General features: G+C 65.4%; 21 protein-coding genes and 1 tRNA gene. 12 read left to right on the top strand and 10 right to left on the bottom strand.

Features of this window, described 5'->3' with window-relative positions:
* Positions 1-36 precede the first annotated feature (36 nt).
* Positions 37-1,761: a DUF1963 domain-containing protein gene (locus ACZ1JV_RS12905; RefSeq protein WP_465151854.1), complete on the bottom strand. Its 1,725-nt coding sequence runs from the start codon at positions 1,759-1,761 to the stop codon at positions 37-39.
* 155 nt (positions 1,762-1,916) lie between these two features.
* On the opposite strand from ACZ1JV_RS12905, the gene ACZ1JV_RS12910 reads away from it, so the two are divergent.
* The 6 genes from ACZ1JV_RS12910 to pnp all read left to right on the top strand — a co-directional run bounded on the left by ACZ1JV_RS12910 (position 1,917) and on the right by pnp (position 8,675).
* Positions 1,917-2,510 carry a thymidine kinase gene (locus ACZ1JV_RS12910; RefSeq protein WP_465137481.1) on the top strand — a complete coding sequence of 198 codons (594 nt, stop codon included), beginning with the start codon at positions 1,917-1,919 and terminating at the stop codon, positions 2,508-2,510.
* A 626-nt stretch (positions 2,511-3,136) separates the two neighbouring features.
* Positions 3,137-4,057 carry a hypothetical protein gene (locus ACZ1JV_RS12915; protein ID WP_465151855.1) on the top strand — a complete coding sequence of 307 codons (921 nt, stop codon included), beginning with the start codon at positions 3,137-3,139 and terminating at the stop codon, positions 4,055-4,057.
* A 199-nt stretch (positions 4,058-4,256) separates the two neighbouring features.
* Positions 4,257-4,943 (top strand): site-2 protease family protein, encoded by a 687-nt coding sequence (locus tag ACZ1JV_RS12920; RefSeq protein ID WP_465151856.1) that lies wholly within the window; start codon positions 4,257-4,259, stop codon positions 4,941-4,943.
* A 45-nt stretch (positions 4,944-4,988) separates the two neighbouring features.
* Positions 4,989-5,921, top strand: a complete 933-nt coding sequence (gene truB, locus ACZ1JV_RS12925) for a tRNA pseudouridine(55) synthase TruB (protein WP_465151857.1) — start codon at positions 4,989-4,991, stop codon at positions 5,919-5,921.
* Between the two features lie 6 nt (positions 5,922-5,927).
* A complete protein-coding gene (gene rpsO / locus ACZ1JV_RS12930) occupies positions 5,928-6,197 on the top strand; it encodes a 30S ribosomal protein S15 (RefSeq protein WP_021232261.1) in 270 nt (89 codons plus the stop codon).
* 168 nt (positions 6,198-6,365) lie between these two features.
* On the top strand, positions 6,366-8,675 hold the full coding sequence (pnp, locus tag ACZ1JV_RS12935; RefSeq protein ID WP_465151858.1) for a polyribonucleotide nucleotidyltransferase: 2,310 nt from the start codon (positions 6,366-6,368) through the stop codon (positions 8,673-8,675).
* A gap of 310 nt (positions 8,676-8,985) precedes the next feature.
* Here pnp and ACZ1JV_RS12940 read toward each other — a convergent pair whose 3' ends face one another.
* The 3 genes from ACZ1JV_RS12940 to ACZ1JV_RS12950 form a co-directional block, all read right to left on the bottom strand.
* On the bottom strand, positions 8,986-10,263 hold the full coding sequence (locus ACZ1JV_RS12940) for a sensor domain-containing diguanylate cyclase (RefSeq protein ID WP_465151859.1): 1,278 nt from the start codon (positions 10,261-10,263) through the stop codon (positions 8,986-8,988).
* 271 nt (positions 10,264-10,534) lie between these two features.
* Positions 10,535-11,248, bottom strand: a complete 714-nt coding sequence (locus ACZ1JV_RS12945; RefSeq protein WP_465151860.1) for a peptidylprolyl isomerase — start codon at positions 11,246-11,248, stop codon at positions 10,535-10,537.
* A gap of 4 nt (positions 11,249-11,252) precedes the next feature.
* Positions 11,253-11,954, bottom strand: a complete 702-nt coding sequence (locus tag ACZ1JV_RS12950) for a GcrA family cell cycle regulator (RefSeq protein ID WP_465151861.1) — start codon at positions 11,952-11,954, stop codon at positions 11,253-11,255.
* A gap of 101 nt (positions 11,955-12,055) precedes the next feature.
* On the opposite strand from ACZ1JV_RS12950, the gene ACZ1JV_RS12955 reads away from it, so the two are divergent.
* The gene (locus tag ACZ1JV_RS12955; RefSeq protein ID WP_465151862.1) at positions 12,056-12,934 is read left to right on the top strand and encodes an ABC transporter permease; all 879 of its coding nucleotides are present in this window, start codon (positions 12,056-12,058) and stop codon (positions 12,932-12,934) included.
* A gap of 82 nt (positions 12,935-13,016) precedes the next feature.
* Here ACZ1JV_RS12955 and hspQ read toward each other — a convergent pair whose 3' ends face one another.
* Entirely contained in the window at positions 13,017-13,397 is a 381-nt protein-coding gene (hspQ, locus tag ACZ1JV_RS12960) for a heat shock protein HspQ (RefSeq protein ID WP_465151863.1), read from the bottom strand.
* A 155-nt stretch (positions 13,398-13,552) separates the two neighbouring features.
* Between hspQ and ACZ1JV_RS12965 the strand changes: the two genes are divergently transcribed.
* Positions 13,553-13,642 (top strand) — tRNA-Ser (locus ACZ1JV_RS12965).
* Between the two features lie 125 nt (positions 13,643-13,767).
* Here the strand turns inward: ACZ1JV_RS12965 and ACZ1JV_RS12970 are convergent.
* From ACZ1JV_RS12970 to ACZ1JV_RS12985, 4 genes are all read right to left on the bottom strand, one after another.
* Positions 13,768-14,715: a glycosyltransferase family 2 protein gene (locus ACZ1JV_RS12970; protein ID WP_465151864.1), complete on the bottom strand. Its 948-nt coding sequence runs from the start codon at positions 14,713-14,715 to the stop codon at positions 13,768-13,770.
* Positions 14,716-14,811: 96 nt separating this feature from the next.
* A complete protein-coding gene (locus ACZ1JV_RS12975) occupies positions 14,812-15,777 on the bottom strand; it encodes a hypothetical protein (protein ID WP_465151865.1) in 966 nt (321 codons plus the stop codon).
* A 357-nt stretch (positions 15,778-16,134) separates the two neighbouring features.
* Complete coding sequence (locus ACZ1JV_RS12980) at positions 16,135-17,142, bottom strand: class 1 fructose-bisphosphatase (protein ID WP_465151866.1); 1,008 nt, start codon at positions 17,140-17,142, stop codon at positions 16,135-16,137.
* A 66-nt stretch (positions 17,143-17,208) separates the two neighbouring features.
* Positions 17,209-18,096, bottom strand: a complete 888-nt coding sequence (locus ACZ1JV_RS12985) for a shikimate 5-dehydrogenase (protein ID WP_465151867.1) — start codon at positions 18,094-18,096, stop codon at positions 17,209-17,211.
* 143 nt (positions 18,097-18,239) lie between these two features.
* On the opposite strand from ACZ1JV_RS12985, the gene ACZ1JV_RS12990 reads away from it, so the two are divergent.
* Positions 18,240-18,941, top strand: a complete 702-nt coding sequence (locus ACZ1JV_RS12990; RefSeq protein ID WP_465151868.1) for a hypothetical protein — start codon at positions 18,240-18,242, stop codon at positions 18,939-18,941.
* A gap of 166 nt (positions 18,942-19,107) precedes the next feature.
* Positions 19,108-20,538 carry a protoglobin domain-containing protein gene (locus tag ACZ1JV_RS12995; RefSeq protein ID WP_465151869.1) on the top strand — a complete coding sequence of 477 codons (1,431 nt, stop codon included), beginning with the start codon at positions 19,108-19,110 and terminating at the stop codon, positions 20,536-20,538.
* A 208-nt stretch (positions 20,539-20,746) separates the two neighbouring features.
* On the opposite strand, the gene ACZ1JV_RS13000 is transcribed toward ACZ1JV_RS12995, so the two are convergent.
* Positions 20,747-21,220 carry an Lrp/AsnC family transcriptional regulator gene (locus ACZ1JV_RS13000; RefSeq protein ID WP_465151870.1) on the bottom strand — a complete coding sequence of 158 codons (474 nt, stop codon included), beginning with the start codon at positions 21,218-21,220 and terminating at the stop codon, positions 20,747-20,749.
* A 98-nt stretch (positions 21,221-21,318) separates the two neighbouring features.
* Here ACZ1JV_RS13000 and putA point away from each other — a divergent pair, with 98 nt between their 5' ends.
* The gene (gene putA, locus ACZ1JV_RS13005; protein ID WP_465151871.1) at positions 21,319-24,912 is read left to right on the top strand and encodes a trifunctional transcriptional regulator/proline dehydrogenase/L-glutamate gamma-semialdehyde dehydrogenase; all 3,594 of its coding nucleotides are present in this window, start codon (positions 21,319-21,321) and stop codon (positions 24,910-24,912) included.
* Between the two features lie 383 nt (positions 24,913-25,295).
* Positions 25,296-25,844, top strand: a complete 549-nt coding sequence (locus tag ACZ1JV_RS13010) for a dihydrofolate reductase family protein (RefSeq protein ID WP_465137535.1) — start codon at positions 25,296-25,298, stop codon at positions 25,842-25,844.
* Positions 25,845-26,043: the final 199 nt, after the last annotated feature.

The following is a 26,043-nucleotide window of genomic DNA, read 5'->3' on the forward strand; positions in this document are numbered from 1 at the left end:
ATTCCGGTTCAACCGGGATCGCCCGATCGCCGATCGTCAGGCCGCTTCGAACGTCAGCGTCACGCGGTCCCAACGGGCGGCTGCAAGGTCTTCGGGCGCGATCCGGAACTGGAACACGCCGCCCTCGCCCCAATTCCATTCGACCAGATCGTCGTTCGCCAGTTGCAGCAGCAGGATGTCGTCCGGCCGGTCCGCATGGTTCGCCCCGGTACCGAACAGCTGGTGCTGATCGCCGATCGCCAGCAGGTTGGCGGAATTGATCCGGTCCAGCTCCGTCTGCGGCACTTGCGCGAAGGCGCCGAGATCGCCGGTCACCATCGCGCGCAGTGAGACGGTGGCCAAGGCCTCCAGCGACTGCGGCACGCAGAACCGCACCAGCCGCGCACAGTCGTGATGGACCTGGGCCAGCACTTCTCCCATCACTTCGACCTCGTCCTCGCTCAGCGGGGCCCAGGGGTCGCGGCCGGAGACGAAACCTTCCATGGCCTCTATCATGCGGCCCAGTTCCGCCTGCTCGGCCTCCAGCGCGGGGATTTCGGCTTCGCTGGCGGCCAGTGCCGCGTGCGCCTCGTCATGGTCGGCGGCGGTAGCGTGGGGATTTTCCGCCAAGGCTGCAAGGCGCGCCCGTGCATGGTGCAGGCGGTCCTGCTCGGTCGCCACCAGATGTGCCGCACCGTCCAGAGCGATGTGCAGGCAATCGGCAAGATGCATGGCGCCATGCCACCACAGCCGGGTAACCGGCTCCTTCGCGGCATAGCCTTCGTTGCGCCGGGCGATGCGCGTATCAAGCCAGGCATTCTCGTCCGCATCGGCCGATGGCTCGTCGATCGGCTCGTTGGCGTTGGAGGGCAGCGGACTGACCGGCCAGAACGGGAAGTAGGGGCGCGACAGGCGCGAGGCATGGGCAGGCAGCGGATGGCCGCCTTCGTCGAAGGCCGGCGGCAGGTCCGCCGGCGGGGCGGTGAACGGGTTGTTCGCCTCGGGCACTTCGATCACTGCCCCGCTGCCCAGGAAGAAGGCCAGCGTGCCGGACAGCGGCAGCGGGCTTTCGGGGAAGGCGGCGGCCAGTTCGGCCAGATCGATCTGCGCCGCGAAGGGCAGGGCGCCATATTCGTCGTGCGGCCAGATGCGGTCGCCCAGGCGCGGCAGGCCGCCCAGCCAGCTGGCGCTGTCGAACCAGCTCTGTTCGTCGGTGCCGCGCTCGCGCGGGTGGCGCACCAGCACCACCGAGGGGAGCAGCGGGTATCGCAAGGGCCCGACGTCTTCGGGCGCGAAGACGGTGGCATCGGCGTAGTCTTCGGCCGTGTCCGCGGGGAACTCTTCCACCGGCGGTACGTCCCGCTCGCGCAGCAGGCCGGGCACATGGTCCATGTCCGGCGCCACCGGATCGGGTTCGGGGCGCCACACGAGTTCGGGATCGGGATGCACCAGCTTGCGCCGGCGGCCCTGCCGCGATGCGCCGGGCCGCGAGGTGTCGCGCGGGGCCGAGGGTCTGCCATCGGCGGGGACGAGCCCGGCACGGTCGCCGCTGCGGCCCACCACCGCCACCAGCAAGGCGAGCACGGCGCCTGTCGCCAGCGGTACGATCACGGCAGGCCCGCGTCCGCCCAGCGCCACGGCGCGCGCGGCGGTTTCATCCAGCCGTTCGAGCGTGGGGCGCAGCGCTGCGGAGCCCTGCGATGCGAATGGAAACAATGCGGCGTAGCCAGCAACGATCGCGGCCAGTGCAAAGACCGCGAAGACGGCGATCCATCTCCTCATCACCACCTCCAGCATGGGCCAACCCGGCCTCGGCCACCGTCAGCTTCGAGTTGTCGCCATGCTTCGTTAGAATACCTTGATCGCGTCCATTCAAGCGGGGACAAATGCAGTTCATGCCCGTGCGGAGGGCAAGTGGGCATGTTATCCCCAGTTTGATGGCGAAACTCTATTTTTACTATGCCAGCATGAACGCCGGAAAGTCGGCGACCCTGCTTCAGGCGAACTTCAACTATCACGAACGCGGCATGCGCACGATGCTGTGGACCGCCGCGCTGGACGACCGCAGCAGCGGTGAGGGCGGGGACGATCATGCGATCGAAAGCCGCATCGGCCTTCATGCCGCCGCGCATCGTTTCGTGCCGGAAACCGATCTTGTCGCCCGGGTCGCCGCCGTCCATGCGGTGGAGCCACTCGCCTGCGTGCTGATCGACGAGGCGCAGTTCCTCACCCCCGAACAAGTCTGGCAATGCGCGCGGATCGCTGACCGGCACGACATTCCGGTGGTCTGCTATGGCCTGCGCACGGACTTTCGGGGCGAACTGTTCCCCGGTTCTGCGGTACTGCTGGGAATTGCCGATGCTTTGATCGAGTTGAAGGCGGTGTGCCACTGCGGCCGCAAGGCGACGATGAACTTGCGCGTCGATGCCTCCGGCGCGGGCGTGCGGGAGGGGCAGCAGACCGAGATCGGCGGCAACGACCGCTACGTGGCGCTGTGCCGCCGGCATTTCTCGGAATCGCTGGGGTTTTAGGGGCAGGCGATTTCGCGCCTCTACAGCATTTGTACGGCGAAGGGGCGGGGGCTGAGCCACGGTGCATCGCCTCGGGTGGCGCTCCGATCGATGAATAGGATGTAACGGACGTCCCAATGTCGGCGCGGGCATAAGCAAACGTCGTTTGGCAGAGGGGGCGATTCGATGTTGTCTTTGGAAGTCGTGGCGCCGCTAATCCTTGGGTGGGTTTCGGGCGTGGTCATAAACCCTCGTGCCCGTCGTCTCGCACTTCTGCTGAGTTGCTGCGTGCCGAGCATGTACTTTTTCTTCGCCTCTTGCCTGGATTTCGCTCGGATCTGGCGTGCCGGTTATTCCCGGCTTTTTTGGAACGACCTGGCTGAAGTGGCATTCATTGCGACGTTGGTTGAAGTGCCTTGGGTAATTCTGGTTGGGCTTGGATATGCATTTCGCCCGCGCAAAATTAGGTAGGTGTTGATTGGGGCAGCCGGGACGGCTTGCTCAATATTCCCTTCCTCCAACCATCCCGCCCGCCGGGCACTTCCTCGCTGCAACCTGTCATTTGGGCGCAAACTGCGCGATATTGGTAGGCAACTTTTCCATCGTCCCCTCGTTGGCAGTGCGACAACGGGTGCAGACGGGTAGAAATGCAGAATGCGATAGTACATCTGGGCTACCACAAGACGGCCACGACCTGGCTGCAGCAACAGTTGTTCCCTAACGCCACCAGCCACGACTACATTCCCCGGCAGACCGTGCAGGACGCGTTCCTCAAGCCGGCCGGCATGCACTTCTGCCCCAAGCAGGCGAGCGAGGTGCTGTCGCTGCGCGGCCGCAACCGGCCGGTGCTGCTGAGCGAGGAAAACCTTTCCGGCTATCTCCACAACGGCGGCCTCCACGGCTTCCTTGCCCCCGAAGTCGCGCGGCGCATCAAGGCGGTGCTGCCGGACGCGCATATCGTGATCTTCATCCGCAATCAGTTCGAGGTCTGCCGCGCGACATATGCGCAGTACGTCTCGGGCGGGGGAACCTGGGGCCAGCAGCGCTATTTCGAGACCGCGCGCATGGTCCACGGCGCGCTGACGCGGCCGTGGAAGGCGCCGGTGTTCGAGTTCGAGCATTTCGAATACGACCGCCTCGTCGCCCATTACGACGATCTGTTCGGGCGCGAGCATGTCCACGTCTATCCTTACGAGTGGCTGCGCGAACGGAGCGCCCTGATCGAGCGGATGCAGCAGGACCTGGGCCTCTCGATCGAGGATCTGCCGCCCGAAGAGTCTCGCGCGAATACCTCGCTGGGAACCGCGGGACTGGCGATGATGCGCGGTGTGAACCTGTTCACGCGCCAGTCGGTGATCAACAAGGACCATATCGTCGACCTGCCGGGCGGACAGGTGCTGCGCCACGGTGCCAAGTGGCTGGCCGGGCGGATGCCGGTGCTCAACGATCGCCCCGCGCGCCTCTCTCCCCGTCTGCGCGACCGCATCGCCGAGCACTATCCGGAGAGCAACCGGCGGCTGATGGACTTGCGCGACCTGCCGCTGGCGGAACTGGGTTACCCGGTCTGAAGGCCTGACCTGCCTTTCGTCATTGCGAGCGTAGCGAAGCAATCCAGCGGCGGTTTGCGCTGCTCTGGTTTGCTTCGCTACGCTACGCTACGCTCGCCATGACGAGGGATGGTGATGATGAGGCATCCGTTGCCGTGCGTTTGCGTGGATTCGGGCCCATCTCATTGCGGTAAGCCGTTCCGCTTCCTAGATCGGCGGAATGAACCAGACCCTGCTGCAAGCCGCGGCGCTCATCATTCCCCTGATCCTGGCCATCGTCTTTCACGAGGTGGCGCACGGTTGGACCGCTCTCGCACTCGGCGATCCGACCGCGAAGGAGCAGCGGCGGTTGTCGCTCAATCCGCTGCGGCATGTCGATCCGTTCGGTACGCTGATCCTGCCCGGCTTCCTGGCGCTTTCCGGTGCACCGGTGCTGGGCTGGGCGAAGCCGGTTCCGGTAAGCCACTGGCGGCTGCGCAACCCGCGCGCGGGCATGATGGTGGTGGCGGCGGCCGGCCCGCTCACCAATCTGGTCCTGGCCGCGATCGGGGCGATCTTGTGGGGCTTGATGATGCGCATTGCCGGGGACAGCACGGGTGGGGTGGTGTCGTTTGCGACGATGAGCCTTGGCTTCTTCATCATGATCAATGTGTTTCTGGCCCTGTTCAACCTCCTGCCGATTCCGCCTTTCGATGGATCGCAAATCGTCGAGGGGTTGTTGCCGGATAATATGGCGCGCCAGTATTCGCGTCTTCGCCCTTACGGTTTCCCGCTGATCCTGCTGATTGTTGTGGTGCTGCCGTGGATCTCGCCGGAACTGGGGATCGTGGGCCGCGTGGTCGTGCCGCCGGCGCTGTGGATGCTCGGTCACTACGAAATGCTGGCGAACGCGGTGGCGGGCGTCTGATCCTGCAAAGTTGACAAATCGGCGCGGCGCGACTTGGGGGAGGGCATGACTTCCACTCCCGCAACCCGCCCGGCGCCCCATGGCTGGATCATCCTCGACAAGCCGCTGGGCCTTGGCTCGACGCAGGCCGTCGCCGCCGTGAAGCGTAACTTGCGCGAGGCCGGGTATGGCAAGAAGGTCAAGGTCGGCCACGGCGGCACGCTCGATCCGCTGGCCACCGGCATCCTGCCCGTCGCGCTGGGGGAGGCGACCAAGCTGACCGGCCGCATGCTCGATGCCAGCAAGACCTACCTCTTCTCCGTGCGCTTCGGCGAAGAGACCGATACGCTGGACCTTGAAGGCAAAGTCATCGCCGCCAGCGACGTGCGCCCCTCGCAGGACGAAGTGGCCGCCGTGCTGCCGCGCTTCACCGGCCCGATCGAGCAGGTGCCGCCGATCTATTCGGCGCTGAAGGTCGATGGCGAGCGCGCCTACGATCTGGCGCGGGCCGGGCAGGAGGTCGAACTGAAGTCGCGCAGCGTGACGATCCATGAACTGAGCCTCGAGCGATTCGATGCGGAGGAGGGGGCGACTTTGCGGGCCCACGTCTCCAAGGGCACCTATATCCGCTCGCTCGCACGTGACATCGCGCATGCCCTTGGAACTTGCGGAACAGTCACCATGCTGCGCCGCGTAAAGGCGGGTCCGTTCGACCTGTCTCACGCGATTTCGCTGGACAAATTGAACGAAATCGGCAAGGGCGCACCGCTTGAACAGATACTCTTGCCACTAGAGGTGGGGCTGGACGACATCCCGGCCATCGATCTCGGTTCGGAGCAGGCAAGAGCGGTCCGACAGGGCCGCGTTCTGACCGAACTGCCCCATGAAGACGGGCTCTACTGGGCGCGAGAGGGAAACACTCCCGTCGCGCTGATGGAGCTTTCGGGCGGAGAAGCCCGCGTCGTCAGGGGATTCAATCTATCGGATGTCGCGGAGTAAAGTACTATGTCGGTTACCGCTGAAAAGAAGCAGGACATCATTTCGGACAACGCACGCGTCGCTGGCGACACGGGCAGCCCGGAAGTTCAGGTCGCGATCCTCACCGAGCGCATCCGCAACCTGACCGAGCACTTCAAGGCTCACCACAAGGACAACCACTCGCGTCGCGGTCTGCTGGCCATGGTCAACAAGCGCCGCTCGCTGCTCGACTACCTTAAGAAGAAGGACGTCGCGCGGTACAACGCACTGATCCAGAAGCTGGGTCTGCGTAAGTAAGACTTAACGGGAAGCGGCCCCTCAGCGGGCCGCTTCTTGCATCAGGGGTCGGTCCGCAATCCGGCGGCAGACCCAGGGGCCCGAAGCGGCTCCGCACCGGACCGGGACGGCATACCCGGCAGTAAACCCCGCCGCGCAATAGGGCCGGTGGGCTGAGGAAAACCTCTTATGTTCGACGTCAAAACCGTAAGCATGGAGTGGGGCGGCAAGACGCTCACTCTCGAAACCGGCCGCGTGGCCCGTCAGGCCGACGGCGCCGTCCTTGCCACCTATGGCGAAACGGTCGTGCTCTGCGCGGTTACCGCCGCCAAGTCGGTGAAGGAAGGCCAGGACTTCTTCCCGCTGACCGTGCACTACCAGGAAAAGTTTTCGGCCGCCGGCCGCATTCCGGGTGGCTTCTTCAAGCGTGAACGCGGCGCCACCGAAAAGGAAACGCTGACCAGCCGCCTGATCGACCGTCCGGTCCGTCCGCTGTTCCCCGAAGGTTTCTACAACGAAATCAACGTCATCGCCCAGGTCCTGAGCTTTGACGGCGAGACCGAGGCCGACATCGTTGCGATGATCGCCGCTTCGGCCGCGCTCACCATCTCGGGCGTGCCGTTCATGGGCCCGATCGGCGCTTGCCGCGTCGGCTTCGTCGATGGCGAATACACGCTGAACCCGAAGCAGACCGCTGCGCTCACCGATGGCCGCCTCGATCTCGTCGTCGCCGCCACCGGCGATGCCGTGATGATGGTGGAATCGGAAGCCAAGGAGCTGACCGAGGAAGAGATGCTGGGCGCCGTCATGTTCGCGCATGACGAATGCCGCAAGGTCGTGAACCTCGTGATCGACCTGGCCGAGCAGGCTGCCAAGGATCCCTGGGAAATCGACCTGTCGGACAACACGGCCGACATCAAGGCGAAGCTAAAGAAGGCCGTCGGCAAGGACGTTACCGCTGCCTACAAGCTGACCGACAAGTCGGCCCGCTCGAACGCGCTGAACGCTGCCCGCGCCAAGGCCAAGGAAGCTTTCGCCGGCGAAACCCCGCAGCTGCAGATGGTCGCCATCAAGACCATGAAGAAGCTGGAAGCGGAAATCGTTCGCGGCGCCATCCTCAAGGACGGCAAGCGCATCGACGGCCGCAAGCTCGATCAGGTTCGCCCGATCGAATCGATGGTCGGCTTCCTGCCGCGCACCCACGGTTCGGCGCTGTTCACCCGCGGTGAAACGCAGGCGATCTGCACCACCACGCTGGGCACCAAGGACGCCGAGCAGATGATCGACGGCCTGGAAGGCCTGTCGTACTCGTCGTTCATGCTGCACTACAACTTCCCGCCCTACTCGGTCGGCGAAGTGGGTCGTTTCGGCGCTCCGGGCCGCCGCGAGATCGGCCACGGCAAGCTGGCATGGCGCGCGCTGCACCCGGTGCTGCCCGCCAAGGAAGACTTCCCCTACACCATCCGCATCCTGTCGGACATCACCGAGTCCAACGGCTCGTCCTCGATGGCGACGATCTGCGGCGGCTGCCTTTCGATGATGGACGCCGGCGTGCCGCTGGCCCGTCCGGTTTCGGGCATCGCCATGGGCCTGATCCTGGAAGGCGACGAGTTCGCGGTCCTCTCGGACATCCTGGGTGACGAGGATCACCTCGGCGACATGGACTTCAAGGTGGCTGGCACCGAACTCGGCATCACCACGATGCAGATGGACATCAAGATCGCCGGCATCACCAAGGAAATCATGGGCAAGGCGCTGGAGCAGGCGAAGGCCGGCCGTGCGCACATCCTGGGTGAGATGAACAAGGCCCTGGGTTCGGCCCGTACCGAACTTTCGGCCCACGCACCGCGTATCGAGACGATCCAGATCGACAAGTCGAAGATCCGTGACGTCATCGGCACCGGCGGCAAGGTGATCCGCGAGATCGTGGCCGAAACCGGCGCCAAGGTCGACATCGACGACGAAGGCGTGATCAAGATCTCGTCCTCGGACGTGAACCAGATCGAAGCCGCCAAGAAGTGGATCCTCGGCATCGTCGAGGAAGCGGAAGTCGGCAAGATCTACACCGGCAAGGTCGTCAACATCGTCGATTTCGGTGCCTTCGTGAACTTCATGGGCGGCAAGGACGGCCTCGTCCACGTCTCCGAAATGAAGAACGAGCGCGTCGAAAAGCCGACCGATGTCGTCAAGGAAGGCCAGGAAGTTAAGGTCAAGGTCCTCGAGATCGATCCGCGCGGCAAGGTTCGCCTGTCGATGCGCGTCGTCGACCAGGAAACCGGCGCCGAGCTGGAAGACACCCGTCCGGCCCGCGAACCGCGCGAACCGCGCGGCGATCGTGGTGGTGACCGCGGCGGCGACCGTCGGGGGCCCCGCCGTGACGGCGGCCGTGGCGGCAACGACCGTGGTCCCCGTGGCGACCGTGGTCCGCGCGGCCCGCGTGACGGCGGCAACGGTGGCGGTGACCCCGACCACATGCCGGCGTTCCTCAAGGAGGACTGATCGCATAGCGATCAGCGGCCTGAAGGAAGACTGATTCTTCAGGGTTCGCATGAGCTGAAATGAGAAGGGGCCGCAGCGATGCGGCTCCTTTTCTTTTTGTGCGCGGATATGGACTCCAGAACCCCGTCATCCCCGCGAAGCCGGGGATCCCGCTTGTCCTTGCGCGCTTGGCAGGAAGGAAGCGGGGCCCCCGCCTGCGCGGGGGCGACGAAGTTGGTGAGTGAGTGGACCGGCAAGAACCCCCACGTTCGTCATTGCGAGCGTGGGAAGGGATTAGGCAAGCGCCCGATCCTCAGCAAGGGGCCAGAAATCAGCCCGTAACCGCCAGCCGGGGTGCCTGCTTGTCGTCCCGCTTGGAGCGACGCTCGCAGAGGATCACCCGGTTCTTGCCGCTTTGCTTGGCGGCATAGAGCGCGCTGTCGGCACCGGGCACGACGTCGGCGGCATTGGTGGCGGTTTCGGGCACGGTGGCCACGCCGAACGAGGCGCTGATCGCCGCGCCGTGCGCTTCGGACAGGCTCTCGATCCGCTTGCGGAGGATTTCCGCCTTGGCGGCGGCGTTGTCGAGCCCGCACTTGGGCATGATGACGACCAGTTCCTCACCGCCGTAGCGCGCCACGACGTCGGAGGGGCGCAGGGTGCCGACCAGTTGCGCGGCCACGTCGCGCAGCACGGCGTCACCCTTGGCATGGCCGAATTCGTCGTTGATGCGCTTGAAGTTGTCGAGGTCCACCATCAGCACCGATGTGGCGGTGCCGGTCCGCTCGGCCAGGCTGATATAGCGTTCCAGCGCATCTTCCATGTAGCGGCGGTTGTAGAGCCCGGTCAGCGGATCGCGCAGCGACTGCGTGCGCAACTTTTCGCGCAGGGCGATGTTGGAAAGCGCCAGGGACATCGAATCGGCCAGCGCCTGCGCGGTGCGGCGAATGTCGGTCAATTGTACCGGGCCGGCGTCTACATCGCTTGCCAGCAGCAGCAGCCCGAACACCTGCCCCCGCGCCATCATCGGCACTTCGATGGTGGTGCCTTCGCCGATCTGGTGCATGCAGCACAGGCCGCCGCTCTCCGGATCGTTGGTATGCGGCTTGCCGCGCTTCAGGGCCCAGCAATTGCCGGGCAGCAGGGTGCCGGCCGGCTCGAACGAGGGTGAGCGGCCCCAGGACTTGGCAAGGTCCAGCCGGTCGCGCGAGTTGTTGAAGACGTAGAGCGCGCCGCCGAAGTCCGGCAACAGGCGTTGCGCGGTCGCCATCAGGATGGCGCCGGCGTCGTCGTGATCCTCGGCCGCCTGCAGCATGTCGGTCATGGCGAAAAGTTCTTCCACCTGTCCGCGGGCATCGCGTGCCTCATCGATCAGGCGGATGTGGTCGCCCAGTTCGGCAACGGCGCGGCGGCCGAACAGCACGCCGACGAAGAGCGTGAACAGGGCGCAGGCGGCGGCCACGGTGGCGAGCGAGCGGGCCGTGGTACCCTCGGCGAACATCGCCGCCAGAGCACAGACGGTGCAGATCGCCTGGATGACGTGCACGACAACGCGACGGACGAAAGTGACCGTTCTGTTTGGCGACAGGATACTTTCGTGCTGCACCATTGTTCATCCAGGTTCGATTTGGAAAGAACCTAGGTAGGATTCACTAAGAAACGGTAACTCTCGTAACCGGCGCAAACCGATTACAAAATCATAATTATCAAGCTGGTGTCGAAGGATTTGCGAGTACTTCTGTTAACCACGGTGTTACTCAGCGTTGGCCGGGTTAGCTGTCGCGACCGACCTGAATCGCGGGCGCACAGCCAAGGCGCGCACGCCATTTCAGGCGGCGCCGACCGAATCGGGGATGACGATTTTGTCGGTGCGGGAAGCGCTATTGCGCCGGGGCGGTGGTGCGCCGGGCGGTGAGAATCTTCACTGGCGGCTCCAGCATCTGCCCACGCATCACGCCTTCGCCCTTGGTGGCCGAGCGCGGTGCGTCCCAGATCTTGCGAACCACGTCCATGCCGGAAACGACATGGCCGAAGGCGGCAAAGCCGGCCTTGAACTCGGGATTGTCGGAGGCGGGGTTGGCGTCCAGCGAGGTTACGTCGCCGATCATGATCGTGAAGTCCGCCGTGGCGGTGCCCGGCGCATAGCGCGCCATGGAGATCGTACCGGACGTGTGATGCAGCCCGGTCTGGCTGGTCGGCTCATGGGCGACCGGCGGCAGCACCTTGATGCCCTGCAGGCCGCCTTGCAGCAGGCCGCTGGGCGTGTCGCCCCAGTCCAGATGCATGGCGCGGTAGAACGTGGTGCCGTCCAGCTTCTTCGCGTCCACGTACTTCAGGAAATTGGCGGTGGTCAGCGGCGCGTGCGTCTTGTCGAGAGCGAAGACGATCGTGCCTTCGGTAGTGGTCATCGCCACATAGACATATTCGACCGGGACCGCCGCCGGGGCCGGGGCGGCCGGAGCAGCGGCAGGGGGCACGGCGGGTGCCTGCTGGGCCGAGGCCGGAAAGGCCGTAAGGGCCAGAGCCACGCTGGAAAGCAACGGCACGGCAAAGCGCCAGCTGCGCTGAACGCCTTGTCGTGCCGCGATAGTCATCGGATCAGCGAACCCGCGGTCCGCCGAAGGGCAGCGGCGGAGGGGGACGGCGGGCGCCGCGCGGCAGCTGGGCCTGATAGGCCCGGCCGCAATGCTCGACGCAGTACGGGAAGCCGGGGTTCACCTTGTCACCGCAGAAGTGGAAGTCCGGCTCGCCCGGGTGGCCCATCGGCCAGCGGCAGACGCGGTCGTTCAGGTCCAGCAGGCTGGTCTTGTCGGCGATTTCCGCGCTCGGCTTGGCGGGCACCAGGCGGCGCGGCGGAGCGGGCGGGATCGGCTGCTGCTGATCGCCGGGGCCCTGACGCAGGAAGCCGCCGGGGCCGACCGAAACCACGCGCGGACCCTTGGGCGCCACGGGCGCTTCGTCATCGGCCGCAAACGGCGGCGCGGCGGGTTCGGGCGCGCGCGGGGCCGGGGCGGCGGGCGGCGTCGGCGCGGGGCGCGCGACAGGGGCCTCAGCCGCCTGCGGTGCGGGCGCGGCGGGCCGTTCCTCGGCCGGCTTGGCCTTCTTCGGCGCGGGAGCCGGGCGCGCCGGCTTCTCATTCGCCTTCACGGGAGAGGGGCGTGCCTTGAGGCCGAGGCGATGGGCCTTGCCGATCACCGCGTTGCGGCTGACGCCGCCAAGCTCGTCCGCGATCTGGCTGGCGGTGGCACCGCCCTCCCACATCTTGGTCAGCTTCTCGATCCGCTCGTCCGTCCAGCTCATTCCAGTTCCATCTTCTTGCAGGGAGCGATTCGACAGAGAATCGCCCCGAAATTCCGTTGCACGGCTTGCCTTGGAAAGCCGCAGCCGATACTCGCGGGGGCATGGCCGATCAAACGAATTCGACCGCTCTGCAGTCCCCCGAGCGGATCGTGCAGCCCCGCCACTTCCCGGCAAAGGGAGAGCCCCTGATCCACCAGGTGAACTGGCTGGGGCTCAAGACCCTTTATATGAAGGAGGTGAAGCGCTTCTTCAAGGTCCAGACCCAGACGATCTGGGCACCGGCGATCACCACGATGCTGTTTCTGGTGATCTTTACCGTGGCGCTGGGCCGCGGCGGTCGCGAAGTGCTGGGCGTGAACTTCGCCACCTTCGTCGCGCCGGGCCTGATCGTCATGGGGATGATGCAGAACGCTTTCGCCAATTCCAGTTTCTCGTTCCTGGCCGGCAAGATCCAGGGCACCATCATCGACTATCTGATGCCGCCGCTGAGCGAGGGCGAACTGATGCTGGCGATGACCGGCGCCGCCGTTACCCGCGCGCTGCTGGTGGGCCTGGCCCTCTCCGCCGCGATGCTGCTGTGGCCCGGCGTCGACCTGACCGTGCACCATCCCTGGGCGGTGGTGTGGTTCGGCCTGAACGGATCGGTGTTCCTCTCTCTGCTCGGCCTGCTCTCGTCGATCTGGGCGGAGAAGTTCGACCACAACGCCGCCGTCACCAACTTCGTGATCGCGCCGCTCTCGCTGCTGTCGGGCACGTTCTACGTGATCGACAACCTTGCGCCGGCGTTCCAGACGGTCAGCCGGTTCAACCCGTTCTTCTACGTGATCTCCGGCTTCCGCTTCGGCTTCCTGGGCCAGAGCGACATCGGCAATTCCAATCTGGCCGTGCTGCACAGCGCCCTCGGCCTTGGCCTGCTGAACGCGGCCTTCGCGCTGGTGGTCTATCTGGTGCTGCGCTCGGGCTGGAAGCTGAAGGGCTGATTTCCCGAACGAACGACATGGAAAAGCCGGCGTGGGTCCAACCCCGCCGGCTTTTTTGTTGCCTTCCTGAGGAGGCGGTAGCTCAGTGCGCCAGGCCGCGCCTCAGGCGGTAGTGCCCATCGTGGAACGCTTCGAACAGCTGCGGCACGGAAGGGTGCTCCACCGGCCCGCCGTCGGCGTCTTCCATCAGGTTCTGCTGGCTGACGTAGGCGACGTAGCTGGAATCCTCATTCTCGGCGAGGAGGTGGTAATAAGGCTGGTCTCGCTTCGGCCGCACGTCGACGGGAATCGATTCGTACCATTCCTCACTATTGGCGAAGACGGGATCGATATCGAAGACGACACCGCGAAAGTCGTGATTACGGTGGCGGACCACATCGCCAATGGCGAAACGAGCCCGGGTCTGGCGCGGTGCATCGATGATGCGGCCGGCCTGTGGTGAGAAGAACGATGCCCTGTTCATGTGCTCAATATAGGTTTGGAGCCGGGGGCTCACAAGCTGGCCTGTGGATTGTTCCCCACATTTTGCAAAAAGAGGGCTTGGCAAGTGCGATTGTGCCAGCTAGAGGCGCGCTTCCCGACCCGATGGAGACCTTCCATCGCTATCGCATCTCTAGCGGAGAGGTGGCAGAGTGGTCGAATGCGCTGCACTCGAAATGCAGTGTACGGGCAACCGTACCGTGGGTTCGAATCCCACCCTCTCCGCCAAGGGACTATCCCACCACATCACGATTAAGTCTCATAAACCCAAGGATTTCCTTGGTTTATGCCTTGAACTGTATTGCGGTTGAGCAGGTTGCTTATCGCCGCGCGCGTCATGCACGGCTTCGTGGCTATTTGTATTCGATCAGCACTTTCTTGTGTGCGCTAAGAATGCTCCACCAAAAGCCGAGTTGCCCGGCACAGTGGGGCACTTTGCCCAATACGATATGCGTCGCGTAGATCGCGTCGAAGCGGCGATAGACCCGCCACCACAGCACGGGCCAAAGGAGCCAGAAGGGCGGCAATCCCCATAGAAGATTGCTTAGTACGTGCTTGATGAGCGTCGGGTCCTCCCTGCCGCGACGGTGCCATGCCTCTGCCCCGGCGTGGCCGCTCCGCCGGTTTCTCTGCCACCATTGCCACCATGAGGTCATGGCCACATCGTGCAGGGTCATCTCATCGGGCAGGCGGATGATCTGCCATTGGCGGAGCCGGATCCGGAGGCATAGATCGTGATCCTCGCCGGCGATAAGCCCTGGGTCATAGCCGCCGATCGCCCGCATGGCCTCGACCCGTACAAGTGCATCTCCACCGCATTCTTCGGCGGGCCCCGCGACGCCATCCCACTCGATATCACAGACGTAGTTGAAGTAGGTCTTGTCCGGATGACGTTCGCGCCGCCTGCCGAAAACGATGGCCGTGCGCGGGGCATCTGCAATTTGCGCCAATGCGGCCTCTATCCATCCGGAGGAGAGTTCGCAGTCGCCATCGACGAACTGGACGAACTGCGTATCGGGCCAAAGCGCTATTATGCGCTCAAACCCTGCATTGCGGCCCCGTGCTGCTGTGAAGGGCAAGGTGGAATCGAGTTCGATCACTTCGATGCCGAAACTGCGTGCCAGATCGGCGCTGCCGTCCTTCGAACCGGAATCCACGTAGATGACGCGGTGGCTGTCCCGTGATGCCGACTGCAGGGAAGGCCGCAATCTTTCGCCTTCATTGCGCCCGATCACCACAATGCCGACAGCCGCGTCCAGTGGGAGATCCCGATCGATGGCCGCAGTCTGAATGTTCGACATCGGGCAATCATCCAATTCTTTGGCATCCGGCTTATTGGCGTCCGCTTCCTTGGGACATGCACTTGTGCTCCCACGCCCGGAAAAGAGGACGGCGCTTCAAACCGGAGCTGGCGGAATCAGCCGCAGCAAGGCCGGCAAGCGCTGATACCACAGCGCGCTTGCACGCTGACGTGGCGACAGGCCTTGCGCCAAACCAGCGATCTCCCGCCGTTTCAAACCCGATCGCTCGCAGAAATAGGGGTGCCGCGTTTGGTTGGCGAAATAGCCGTAGAACAACGCCGCGCGGTCTTTGTCGTAAGCCGGTGCGCCGCGATGGAAAAACCGGGCGGTATCGGCGAATACCACTGTGCCGGTAGGGCCCGTGCAGCTTACGATGTCACGCGAATACTCGGCGCCAAGACGCTTTTGCAGCACGTCATCGGTACCGAATTCGAAGCAATAGAGGTCATCCACGCCCTGCGATTTGTCTACCCGGCTGATCAGTTCGAACGGCCCGCCTTGGTCGGTCACGTCGTTGCAGTAGACGGCGATCTTGATCATCTTGCGATCTTCGCGGTCGCGATGCCACTTGCGGGTGCCGAGTTCGTTTCCGTCCGCCACCGTGTAGAGCAGCGCCATGCCGTCATAGGCAGCCGGCAGGCCGATATAAGCCTCTGCAATGTCGAGCAGGCGCTCGTTAAGACCCCAGTGGAATATCTCCGGATTGTCCACCGTTGCGGAGGCTGGCGCGCTGATGAATTCACGGCCGGCGCTCGCGTCGCGCCGGGCGCTTTCGGCGCATTCCTGCGCGACCTTTTGGGCCGCACGCAGCATCTGCGCAGAGCCCGGCAGCCCCAACGCCTCCAGCGAGGTGACGTAGACCCCGTCGCGTTCGAGACCAGCCACGATTTCGCGGTCCAAGCCGTCAAGCAGCGGCAGCGAGGGCCGATGCCGGTCGAGAGCTTTGATGTAACGCCGCCCCATTCGACGACGGATCAGCGGAGTATTCGATAAATTAAATGCAAATTGTGCCGGTTTGTCACCCAAGCGGTTCAAGATTTTCTCAGACAGAGTCTTCGACATGCCGAATCCTTCTACAAGGCGGCCCTTGACGTGCACCCAATGACGATTTGATCCGATCTGGCGCTGCAATCAACTCGCAGATTTCTGTCCAGAATTCTTCCAGTTACAGTGGAAGATCAATAGGCTGTCCTCTTCCAGCCTGTCTTTGATGCCCCGCTTCTGTCTGCGCGGGACTATGCCGCCGGGCAGAGCATCGCCGCTCTCGGCTGGCGGCCCTCCGGCACCCGCCGCGCACTTGTCGGGGCAGCATCACCCCGGGGAGAGGATGCGATTTTGTAGCGCGCCATCCGATCGCGAATGAGGGCGCTGGGCCTGCGGGGCAGGCCGATGTTTTCGACAGCCCCGCAGCCGTTTTCGTCAGGCCGTCGCAGTTTCCTGCAGCGCCGCCACCTCTTCGGGGTCGCCCAGGATCAGGCCGATACGCTGGTGCAGGCCGACCGGCTGCACGTCCATCACGCGGCTGTACCCGTCGATCGAGACACCGCCGGCCTGTTCGATCAGAAAGCTCATCGGGTTGGCTTCGTAGAGCAGGCGCAGGCGTGCCTTGCCTGTCGTGCGGCTGTCTGCCGGGTAGAGGAACACGCCGCCGCGCTTCAGGATGCGGTGGACGTCCGCCACCATCGATGCGGTCCAGCGCATGTTGTAGGGGCGGCCGCAGGGCCCTTCGCCGGCGGTCAGGCGCTCGTCGATATAGCGGGTTACGGCGGGGGACCACTGCGGGCGGCGCGCCATGTTGATCGCGATCTCGCACGTGCCCGTGGGGATCTGCATCGGCCCGTCGGTCATCACCCAGGCGCCCAGTTCGCGGTCCAGCGTGAATTCGTAGACGCCCGAGCCGATCGTCAGCACCAGCAGCGTTTGTGGGCCGTAGATCGCATAGCCGGCGGCGGCCTGCGCGGTTCCGGGCTGGAGGAAGTCTTCCTCCCGCACTTCGCGGCCCGAACTGTTCGCGGGTGCACGCAGGACGGAGAAGATCGTGCCCACCGAAAGGTTCACGTCCACGTTGCTGGATCCGTCGATCGGATCGTAGACCAGCAGATATTCGCCCTTGGGATAGCGGTTCGGGATCGGATGGATCGTGTCCATTTCTTCCGACGCCATGCCGGCAAGGTGGCCGCCCCATTCGTTGGCGTCCACCAGCAGTTCGTTGGCCAGAACGTCCAGCTTCTTCTGGACTTCGCCCTGGATGTTTTCCGTGTCGAGGCTGCCCAGCACATCGCCCAGCGCGCCCTTGCCGATGGCGTGGTTGATCGCCTTGCACGCGCGCGCCACCGTTTCGATCAGCAGGCGCAGTTCGGCCGGGCAAGTGGAGTTCGGTTCGCGTTGCTTTTCAAGGAGGAAGCGCGTGAGCGTGGTTCTTGTCATGACAGGGTCCTTACCGAAGATCGGGCAACTATGGTGAAGCTGGATGGAGTTTCTGGGGCAGCCGGCTCAAACGGCATCGCGCAGGCGCGCAGCGACGTTGGGGCCGTGGGCAAAGGTGGCGGCATCCATGATGGCATCGGCGTCCGGGCGAATGCCGGTATAGAGCACGAATTGCTCCACCGCCTGAAGCACGATCACTTCCGCACCGGAGATGACGGTCTTGCCGGCGGCCAGCGCGGCCTTGATGAAGGGCGTTTCGGCGGGCTGGGCCACCACGTCGAAGGCGATCTGGCACGCGGCGATCTGTTCGGCGGGGAAGGCCAGTTCGTCCGCCTGCGGGCCTTCCATGCCCAGCGGCGTCACGTTGATCAGCATCGGCGCGCCCTGTTCGGGCAGTTCGGGCAGCCAGCGGTAGCCGTACTGCTGGGCGAGGGCGGGGCCGGCCGCGGCATTGCGGGCGACCACGGTACCGTCGCGGAAGCCAAGGTCGCGCAGCGCGGCGACGACCGCCTTGGCCATGCCGCCGCTGCCGCGCAGCACGAAGGGCGTGGCGGGATCGATGTCGCGCCGGGCGACGAGATCGCGCACGGCGGTGTAATCGGTGTTGTACCCGGTCAGCACGCCGTCGTCGTTGACGATGGTGTTCACGCTGTCGATCGCGCGGGCCGAATCTTCAAGACCGTCGAGCAGGGGGATCACCGCTTCCTTGAACGGCATGGAGATCGCGCAGCCGCGAATGCCCAGTGCGCGGATGCCGCCGATCGCGGCGGGCAGGTCGGTGGTGGTGAAGGACTTGTAGACATAGTCCAGCCCCAGCCGCCCATAGAGCGTGTTGTGCAGGCGCGATCCGGCATTGCCGGGCCGGCCGGAGAGCGACATGCACAGCTGCGTGTCCCGACCGATGGATTGCTTGCCGGCCAGAGTGCCAGTGGGGGCGGAAACGGGGGCGGTCATGGCGTCGGGCTCCGGTGTGTCGGCGAATACTGTCGGGTGGCGCTGTGGCGGAGGAACTGTGCATCGGCAAGCCGTGTCTCGGCAACCCGTGCGCCATTTCGCTTCCGCTTGACCATGGCCGGCGAAAATGATGGAACGGGCGCGTGAGCGACGATACCCCCCGCCCGGAATCACCTTCTCAACCCAAACTCGGGGCCAAACCCGGGGCCAAAGCCGAGGCAAAGGCCGAAGCGCGCGCGGCGGAGGCGGCGGCGATCCGGCGGCGATGGATCACGCTGGGCGAAGTCTTGGCGGTGGTCGCGGTGGTGATTTCCGCGCTGACCCTGTGGAACAACTGGTCCGAACGCAGTGACAGCGATGCGGTGAAGCAGGCTGACGCCCGGCGCGCCTCCACCCGCGCGGCGACGCTGGTGCTGGTGGCGAGCGGTTCCGGCAGTCAGACGCTGATCCTGAAGCCCGCCTCTCCCGAACAGTCGGTGCAGAGCCAGACGGTGGTGTTCCCCACTGCGCTGGGCGTGGCACCGGCCGAAACCACCGGGGAGCCGAGGATCGAGGCCAAGTGGTTCGAACGCGAACTGGAAAAGGCCCGCAGCGCGGCGAAGCTGCCCGATGACAGCCGGGGGGACGAGCGGCTGCCGGTGGTGATCAGGACCCGCTTTCTGGTCGATGGGGACGTGCATGAGGATGCCGCGCTCTACGACATCGGCTACAGCATTTCGGGCCATTGGCTGAGCGGCCATAGCGTTACCCTGCGCGGTGTCTCGCTCGTATCGCGCGGCAAGGGCGCGGTTGCGCAGGCCGGCCTGGACGCGCGGTGGGCCAAGGTACTTCCCAAGGGCGAGTGATTGCCCGCATCGCTTTTTTCTGAAGCCTGCTGCAATCGTTTAACCCACCGCAGTTCCGCCAAATATTCCCGGCCGTCGCCGCCGGAAAGGCGCGTTTTCGTCCTAAGATAGCCTTCGTGGGGGATTTGTAATCCGGTCTGAGCGGCCGCCCGCGAAGGAGATGAAGTTGACCATCAAGACCATCGAGGAACGGCTCGCGTTCCTTGAGTTCAATGCTGCGCAGCGCCGTGTGCTCGCGTCTGCCCAGCCGCTCCTGCGCAAGTGCATCGGCCCCGCTCTCGACCGTTTTTATGCCCGTGTCCGCGCGACGCCCGAAATGGCGCGCATGTTCCGGGGTGACAGCCATATCGATTCCGCCAAGTCCGCGCAGGTGGGCCACTGGATGCGGATCGCCACCGGCAAGTTCGATCAGGATTACTACGACGCCGTTTCGCGCATCGGCAAAGTCCACGCGACCATCGGACTGGAACCGCGCTGGTACATCGGCGGCTATGCGATGATTCTGGAAGAGATCATGGCCGCCGTGGAGCGCACCGCCAGCCCCTGGCGCCGTCTGTTCCGGCCCGGCGCCGATGCCGGCAAGATCAGCCGCGCGCTGGTGAAGGCGGCGATGCTGGACATGGATCTGTCCATCTCGATCTATTTCCGCGAGGCCGAGGCTGAGCGTACGCAGGCCATCGGGGCGCTGGACCGAGCGATGTCGCGGCTGGCGGCTGGCGATCTGGTGCATGACATCGACGATCTGCCGCACACCTACATTTCGCTCACCCAGTCCTACAACAAGAGCCTTGCCAACTTGCGCGGAACGATCGGTTCGGTGGTGCAGACCTCCAGCGCCATCCAGGGCGGCGCGGGCGAGATCGCGCGCGCTTCCGAGGATCTGGCCCGCCGTACCGAGAGCAATGCCGCCAGTCTGGAGCAGGCGGCAGCAACGCTGCAGCAGGTGGAAGACCGTGTGAAGGTAACCGCCGGCGGCGCGCAGGAAACGCTGGAAATTGCCGGCGGCGCGTTGGAGGCGGTGACCGATGGGCGCAATGTCGCGGTGGATGCCGTGCAGGCCATGCGCACCGTGCTGGAAAGCGCGCGCGGGATCGACGGCGTGATCGAGGGGCTGGACAAGATCGCCTTCCAGACCCGGGTTCTGGCCATGAACGCGGCGGTGGAAGCCGGCCGCGCGGGTGAGGCGGGGCGCGGTTTCGCGGTCGTGGCCGATCTCGTCAGCTCGCTGGCCATGCGGTCCGAGGAAGAGGCACGCCGCGCGCGCGACGGGCTTTCGGCCACCCGCAACGAGATCGAGGAAGCGGCTTCGGCCGTTATGCGCGTCGATCAGGAACTGGAACGGATCGCGGGCGAGGTGGACCGCGTGCACAAGCTGGTCGGCTCCATGGCGCGCGACAACGATGCGCAGGCCATCGCCATCAGTGAGATCAACACCACGGTCGGCATGATGGACCGTTCGACCCAGCAGAACGCGGCCATGGTGGAGCAGACTTCGGCAGCGACGCGCTCGCTCTCGTCCGATGCCACCGCGTTGGCGGCGCAGGCGGGCCTGTTCCAGATCGAGGAAGGGCGCAAACCGGGCCTTCGCGCGGCCTGAGGGGCCGCTTCAAGTTCCGATCACCGACCGGCCTCTCGATCCTCCGCAGACCGACCAATCAAACAATCCGTCGCCCCCGCGAAGGCGGGGGCCCCGCTTCCTTCTCGCCACGCCTCAAGAAAAGCGGGGTTACCGCCTTCGCGGGAACGACGGGGTGTTTTGGGCAGGGTTGGTGGATGCTCGGCTCAAGCTCAAGCCGAGTCCAACCTCACACGTTCCCCGTATCCTTCACCGTCTCCATCGCCACGTAAGTCGATGTGCTGGCAACATGCGGCAGGTTGGACAGCTTTTCCCCCAGCACCTCGCGATAGCGGCGGATATCGCGGGTGCGCACTTTCAGCAGATAGTCGAAGTGGCTGGCCAGCATGTGGCACTCCTCGACTTCGGGAATGCGGCGCACCGCCGCGTTGAATTCCTTCAGCGCCTGTTCGCGCGTGTCGGACAGTTTCACTTCTGTGAAGGCCACGTGATCCAGCCCCAGCGCGGCCGGATCGACCGCCGCGTGAAAGCCCCGGATCACTCCCGAATCGATCAGCCGCCGCAGCCGCACCTGGCAGGGCGTCTTGGACAGGCCGACAACGCGCGCCAGTTCGGTGACGCTCATTCGCCCGTCATTTCTGAGGGCTGCGACGATCTTGCGGTCATGTTCGTCCAGATCGACTGATTTGATCAGTTTGGCCATCCGAACAGACTAGGTATGGCCACAACATAAGTCCATATGGCCTGTTTTGGCGCCATGATAAGGCGGATCGCCACGCGGGCCCGCGATATTGTGCGCGCATGACCCAGACCCCGCCATTCGCCGCTTTCGCCCCCGCCGTCAGCGAGCCGACCGCGCTTCGCAGCGCCATCACCGATGCCTTCCGCCGCGATGAGGCCGAATGCATGGCCCCGCTGCTGGCCGCCGCGACGCTGCCCGACGCCACCCGCGCCGCCGTCCGCGCCACCGCCAGCAACCTCGTCACCACGCTGCGCGCCAACCACAAGGGCACCGGCGTCGAGGGTCTGGTGCAGGAATACTCGCTGTCGAGCGAGGAGGGCGTCGCGCTCATGTGTCTGGCCGAGGCGCTGCTGCGCATTCCCGACGATGCAACCCGCGATGCGCTGATCCGCGACAAGATCGCCGGCGGCGACTGGGGCGCACACTTGGGCAACGGCAAGTCGCTGTTCGTCAATGCCGCCACCTGGGGCCTTGTCGTTACCGGCAAGCTGGTCGGCAGCGTCGATGACAAGGGCCTTGGCGCTGCGCTGACGCGCCTTGTCGCCCGCGCCGGTGAACCGGTGATCCGTCGCGGTGTCGACATGGCGATGCGCCTGATGGGCGAACAGTTCGTCACCGGCGAAACCATCGACGAAGCGGTGAAGCGCGCCCGCGAACTGGAAGCGCAGGGCTTCCAGTACAGCTACGACATGCTAGGCGAGGCGGCCACCACGGCGGCCGACGCGGACCGCTACAACACCGATTACGTCAACGCCATCCACGCCATCGGTAAGGCCAGCGCCGGGCGCGGCGTCTATGGCGGGCCGGGCATCTCGATCAAGCTTTCCGCGCTGCACCCGCGCTATGTTCGCGCGCAGGCGGACCGGGTGATGGGCGAACTGCTGCCGCGCGTGAAGGCGCTGGCGGTGATCGCCAAGGGCTACGACATCGGCCTCAACATCGATGCCGAGGAAGCGGACCGCCTCGAACTCTCGCTCGATCTGCTGGAAAGCCTGGCGCTCGATCCCGATCTGGCGGGCTGGGATGGCCTTGGCTTCGTGGTGCAGGCCTACGGCAAGCGCTGCCCCTATGTGCTGGACTGGATCATCGATCTGGCCCGCCGCGCCGGCCGCCGCATGATGGTGCGTCTGGTCAAGGGCGCCTACTGGGATGCCGAGATCAAGCGCGCGCAAGTCGATGGCCTCGCCGATTTCCCGGTGTTCACGCGCAAGGTCCATACCGACGTGTCCTACGTCGCCTGCGCGCAGAAGCTGCTGGCCGCGCCGGACGCGGTGTTCCCGCAGTTCGCCACCCACAACGCGCAGACGCTGGCGACAATCTACCAGCTTGCCGGGCCGGACTTCGCCATCGGCAAGTACGAATTCCAGTGCCTGCACGGCATGGGTGAGCCGCTCTATTCGCAGGTCGTCGGTGCCGACAAGCTGGACCGTCCCTGCCGCATCTACGCACCGGTCGGCACGCATGAGACGCTGCTGGCCTACCTCGTGCGCCGCCTGCTGGAGAACGGCGCGAACTCTTCGTTCGTGAACCGCATTGCCGATCCGGCGGTGCCGGTGGACGAGATGGTTGCCGATCCGGTCGATATCGTCCGCGCCATGCCGGACCCCGGCGCGCGCCACAGCGAGATTGCCGCACCTGCCGGCCTCTACACCGGTCGCCGCAACTCCGCCGGTATCGATCTGGCCGACGAGACCGCGCTGACCGCGCTCACCGCCGCGCTGCAGGCCTCCGTGACGCGTGAGTGGTTCGCCATGCCTGCCAATGCGCAGGGCAAGGTGCGCGACGTGCTGAACCCCGCCGACCACCGCGACGTGGTGGGCAAGGTGATGGAAGTGGCACCCGAAGCCGCCGCAGTCATGGTCGCGCGCGCCGCGATCAGCCGCTGGGGCGGTACGCCGGTGGCCGACCGTGCCGCCATGCTCGATGCCGCCGCCGACGCCATGCAGGCGCGGATCGGCGAGCTGATGGGTCTTGTCATCCGCGAAGCCGGCAAGTCCGCCGCCAACGCCATTGCTGAAGTGCGCGAGGCGATCGACTTCCTGCGCTATTACGCGCAGCAGGCCCGCGCGACGTTCGGTGCGGAGCAAGTCGCCCTCGGCCCGGTGGTCTGCATCAGCCCGTGGAACTTCCCGCTGGCGATCTTCGCCGGGCAAGTCGCCGCCGCGCTTGTCGCCGGCAACACCGTGTTGGCCAAGCCCGCCGAAGAGACCCCGCTGATCGCCGCCGAAGCCGTGCGCATCCTGCATGAGGCCGGCGTTCCGGCCGACGCGCTGCAGCTGGTTCCGGGCGACGGCAAGGTCGGCGCCGCGCTGGTGGCCGCGCCGCAAGTGGCCGCCGTGATGTTCACGGGCTCCACCGAAGTCGCCCGCCTGATCCAGAAGCAGCTTGCGGGTCGCACCTCGGCGGATGGCCGCGCCATTCCGCTGATTGCCGAGACCGGCGGCCAGAACGCGATGATAGTCGACTCCTCCGCGCTTGCTGAGCAAGTGGTGGCAGACGTCATCGCCTCTGCCTTCGACTCCGCCGGCCAGCGCTGCTCGGCACTGCGCGTGCTGTGTCTGCAGGAAGACGTGGCCGACCGCACCTTGAAGATGCTGAAGGGCGCGCTGGCCGAACTCTCCGTCGGCAATACCCAGACGCTGGCGACGGACATCGGTCCGGTCATCACCGCAGAGGCGCAGACCAATATTTCCGCGCATATCGAGACGATGAAGGCACGCGGCTGCAAGGTGGAACAGGTGGCGATCCCCGCCGACTGCGCGCGTGGTACGTTCGTGGCACCCACCATCGTCGAGATCGACAGCATCGCCCAGCTTGGCCGTGAGGTCTTCGGCCCCGTGCTCCATGTCGTCCGCTTCCGCCGCGACGATCTGCCGGGCCTGATCGATGCGATCAACGGCACCGGCTATGGCCTGACCTTCGGCCTGCACACCCGCCTCGACGCCACGGTGGAGCGCGTGACTGCGGCGGTGAAGGCGGGCAACCTTTACGTCAACCGCAACACCATCGGCGCCGTCGTCGGCGTGCAGCCGTTTGGCGGGCGCGGGCTTTCGGGCACCGGCCCCAAGGCGGGCGGCCCGCTCTACCTTGGCCGTCTGGTCACCAAGGCACCCGAAGTGCTCGGCCCGGCCGGGCACGGCGCGCCGCTCGTGGAAGCCTTTGCCGCATGGCTGGAGAGCGTGGGCGAGGCGAGCGCGGCTGCCCAGGCGCGCAAGATCGGGGCGGCATCGGCGCTCGGCACCGAGACCGAACTGACCGGCCCGGTGGGCGAGCGCAACCTCTACGCGCTGCATCCGCGTGGCCGCGTGCTGCTGCGCCCGGCGACCCGCGCCGGCCTCTTCGCGCAGATGGCGGCGGTGCTGGCTACCGGCAATACCGCGACTGTCGAGGGCATGGCGGTCCCCGGCGGTCTGCCTGCCGAGATCGAGGCGCGCTTCCACCCGCACGCCGGGGAGGCTTTCGCGGCCTGCCTGGTCGAGGGTGACGCCGCCGCCGTGCGCGCGGCTTGCGAGGCGGTGGCGGGCATGTCCGGCCCGATCGTGCCCGTGCACGTCAGTGCGGGGCCGAATGGCGCCTGGCTGCTGGAAGAGGTTTCCACCTCGATCAACACCACTGCGGCAGGCGGCAATGCCAGCCTGATGATGATCGGCTGACGCAGGCTTCATCATCGCGGCCGTCATCGCTGCGACTCGGGCGGGCCGTCCCCCTCGTGGGGGCGGCCCGCTGCCGTTTGCGCACAAGGTGACAGGTCGGTTGACACAGTTGACACGGTCCAGTGAAAAACGCGCGAGTGTCACCTTGTGGCGCCTCGTGAGGCCAAGTCGCTGATCCTGCCTGCATTTCGAGTCGCGCCCCCATTCATGGCGCAAGAGTCTCAAATCGCACGCTTGTAGGAAAACGAAACAGGCCGGAAACAGTCGCCGCGTCCCGGCAGAAGCCCGGCTCGTCCGCTTTCGGGAAACTCCCTCATCGCGGTGTTCTTCACATCTTTGCGACCGAGCGGCACAGGTGTAAGTTGTCAGGTGGAGAAACACCCATGGGCAGGATGATCGTAGAGGCTGCCACGAGCATCGACGGATATTGGACCGATGCCGATGGCGTGACCGTTTTCCCGGTCGATGACGCGCGGCGCGCCAAGATGGTTGCGCGGCTGGCCGATACCTGCGGCGCCGTGGTGATGAGCGCCAAGGCCTTTGCGGCAGGCGGCGATCCGGACTGGTATGCCGACAATTACGAGCTTCAGGTGCCGATCTTCGTCGTCACCGATCATGCGCCCGTTCCCGCCCCGCGGGAGAATGCGCGGCTGCACTTCCACTTCCACGCCGATTTTGCCTCTGCCTTTTCCGCTGCCCAGAAAGTGGCGGGCGACAAGGCAGTGCTGGTGATTGGCGGGGCCCGGACGGTCAGCGCCGCGCTCAGCACCGGCAAGGCGGACGAGATCTGGCTGCGCGTGATGTCGCGCGCGCTGGGCAAGGGCGCGCCGCTGTTCGATGACGACATGCCGTTCGAGGACTATTTCGTTTCCGAGATGGAGAACACGCCCAGCGCCGTGCACATGCGGCTGGAGCGGCGGGATCAGAACTAGGCTGGGTGTTGGCTGCTTTTTCCCTATCGTAAAACCACTTCGTCGCCCCCGCGAAGGCGGGGGCCCCGCTTTTTGTGGTTCACGCAGAGACGCGGAGACGCAGATGGGGCGTGCCGAAGCTGCCCCCTCTGCGTCTCCGCGTCTCCGCGTGCTTTAAATGGAAGCGGGATCCCCGCCTACGCGGGGATGACGAGGAATT

The organism is Novosphingobium sp. BL-S-19 (genome assembly GCF_055521675.1).

Excerpts from the sequence above, each read along its gene's own strand:
- ACZ1JV_RS12980 (WP_465151866.1), bottom strand. The coding sequence starts at position 17,142 with ATGACAAGAACCACGCTCACGCGCTTCCTCCTTGAAAAGCAACGCGAA.
- ACZ1JV_RS12910 (WP_465137481.1), top strand. The coding sequence starts at position 1,917 with ATGGCGAAACTCTATTTTTACTATGCCAGCATGAACGCCGGAAAGTCG.
- rpsO (WP_021232261.1), top strand. The coding sequence starts at position 5,928 with ATGTCGGTTACCGCTGAAAAGAAGCAGGACATCATTTCGGACAACGCA.
- hspQ (WP_465151863.1), bottom strand. The coding sequence starts at position 13,397 with ATGAACAGGGCATCGTTCTTCTCACCACAGGCCGGCCGCATCATCGAT.
- ACZ1JV_RS12915 (WP_465151855.1), top strand. The coding sequence starts at position 3,137 with ATGCAGAATGCGATAGTACATCTGGGCTACCACAAGACGGCCACGACC.
- putA (WP_465151871.1), top strand. The coding sequence starts at position 21,319 with ATGACCCAGACCCCGCCATTCGCCGCTTTCGCCCCCGCCGTCAGCGAG.
- ACZ1JV_RS12985 (WP_465151867.1), bottom strand. The coding sequence starts at position 18,096 with ATGACCGCCCCCGTTTCCGCCCCCACTGGCACTCTGGCCGGCAAGCAA.
- ACZ1JV_RS13010 (WP_465137535.1), top strand. The coding sequence starts at position 25,296 with ATGGGCAGGATGATCGTAGAGGCTGCCACGAGCATCGACGGATATTGG.
- ACZ1JV_RS12905 (WP_465151854.1), bottom strand. The coding sequence starts at position 1,761 with ATGAGGAGATGGATCGCCGTCTTCGCGGTCTTTGCACTGGCCGCGATC.
- ACZ1JV_RS12945 (WP_465151860.1), bottom strand. The coding sequence starts at position 11,248 with ATGACTATCGCGGCACGACAAGGCGTTCAGCGCAGCTGGCGCTTTGCC.
- ACZ1JV_RS12950 (WP_465151861.1), bottom strand. The coding sequence starts at position 11,954 with ATGAGCTGGACGGACGAGCGGATCGAGAAGCTGACCAAGATGTGGGAG.
- ACZ1JV_RS12955 (WP_465151862.1), top strand. The coding sequence starts at position 12,056 with ATGGCCGATCAAACGAATTCGACCGCTCTGCAGTCCCCCGAGCGGATC.
- ACZ1JV_RS12975 (WP_465151865.1), bottom strand. The coding sequence starts at position 15,777 with ATGTCGAAGACTCTGTCTGAGAAAATCTTGAACCGCTTGGGTGACAAA.
- truB (WP_465151857.1), top strand. The coding sequence starts at position 4,989 with ATGACTTCCACTCCCGCAACCCGCCCGGCGCCCCATGGCTGGATCATC.
- ACZ1JV_RS12940 (WP_465151859.1), bottom strand. The coding sequence starts at position 10,263 with ATGGTGCAGCACGAAAGTATCCTGTCGCCAAACAGAACGGTCACTTTC.
- pnp (WP_465151858.1), top strand. The coding sequence starts at position 6,366 with ATGTTCGACGTCAAAACCGTAAGCATGGAGTGGGGCGGCAAGACGCTC.
- ACZ1JV_RS13000 (WP_465151870.1), bottom strand. The coding sequence starts at position 21,220 with ATGGCCAAACTGATCAAATCAGTCGATCTGGACGAACATGACCGCAAG.
- ACZ1JV_RS12970 (WP_465151864.1), bottom strand. The coding sequence starts at position 14,715 with ATGTCGAACATTCAGACTGCGGCCATCGATCGGGATCTCCCACTGGAC.
- ACZ1JV_RS12920 (WP_465151856.1), top strand. The coding sequence starts at position 4,257 with ATGAACCAGACCCTGCTGCAAGCCGCGGCGCTCATCATTCCCCTGATC.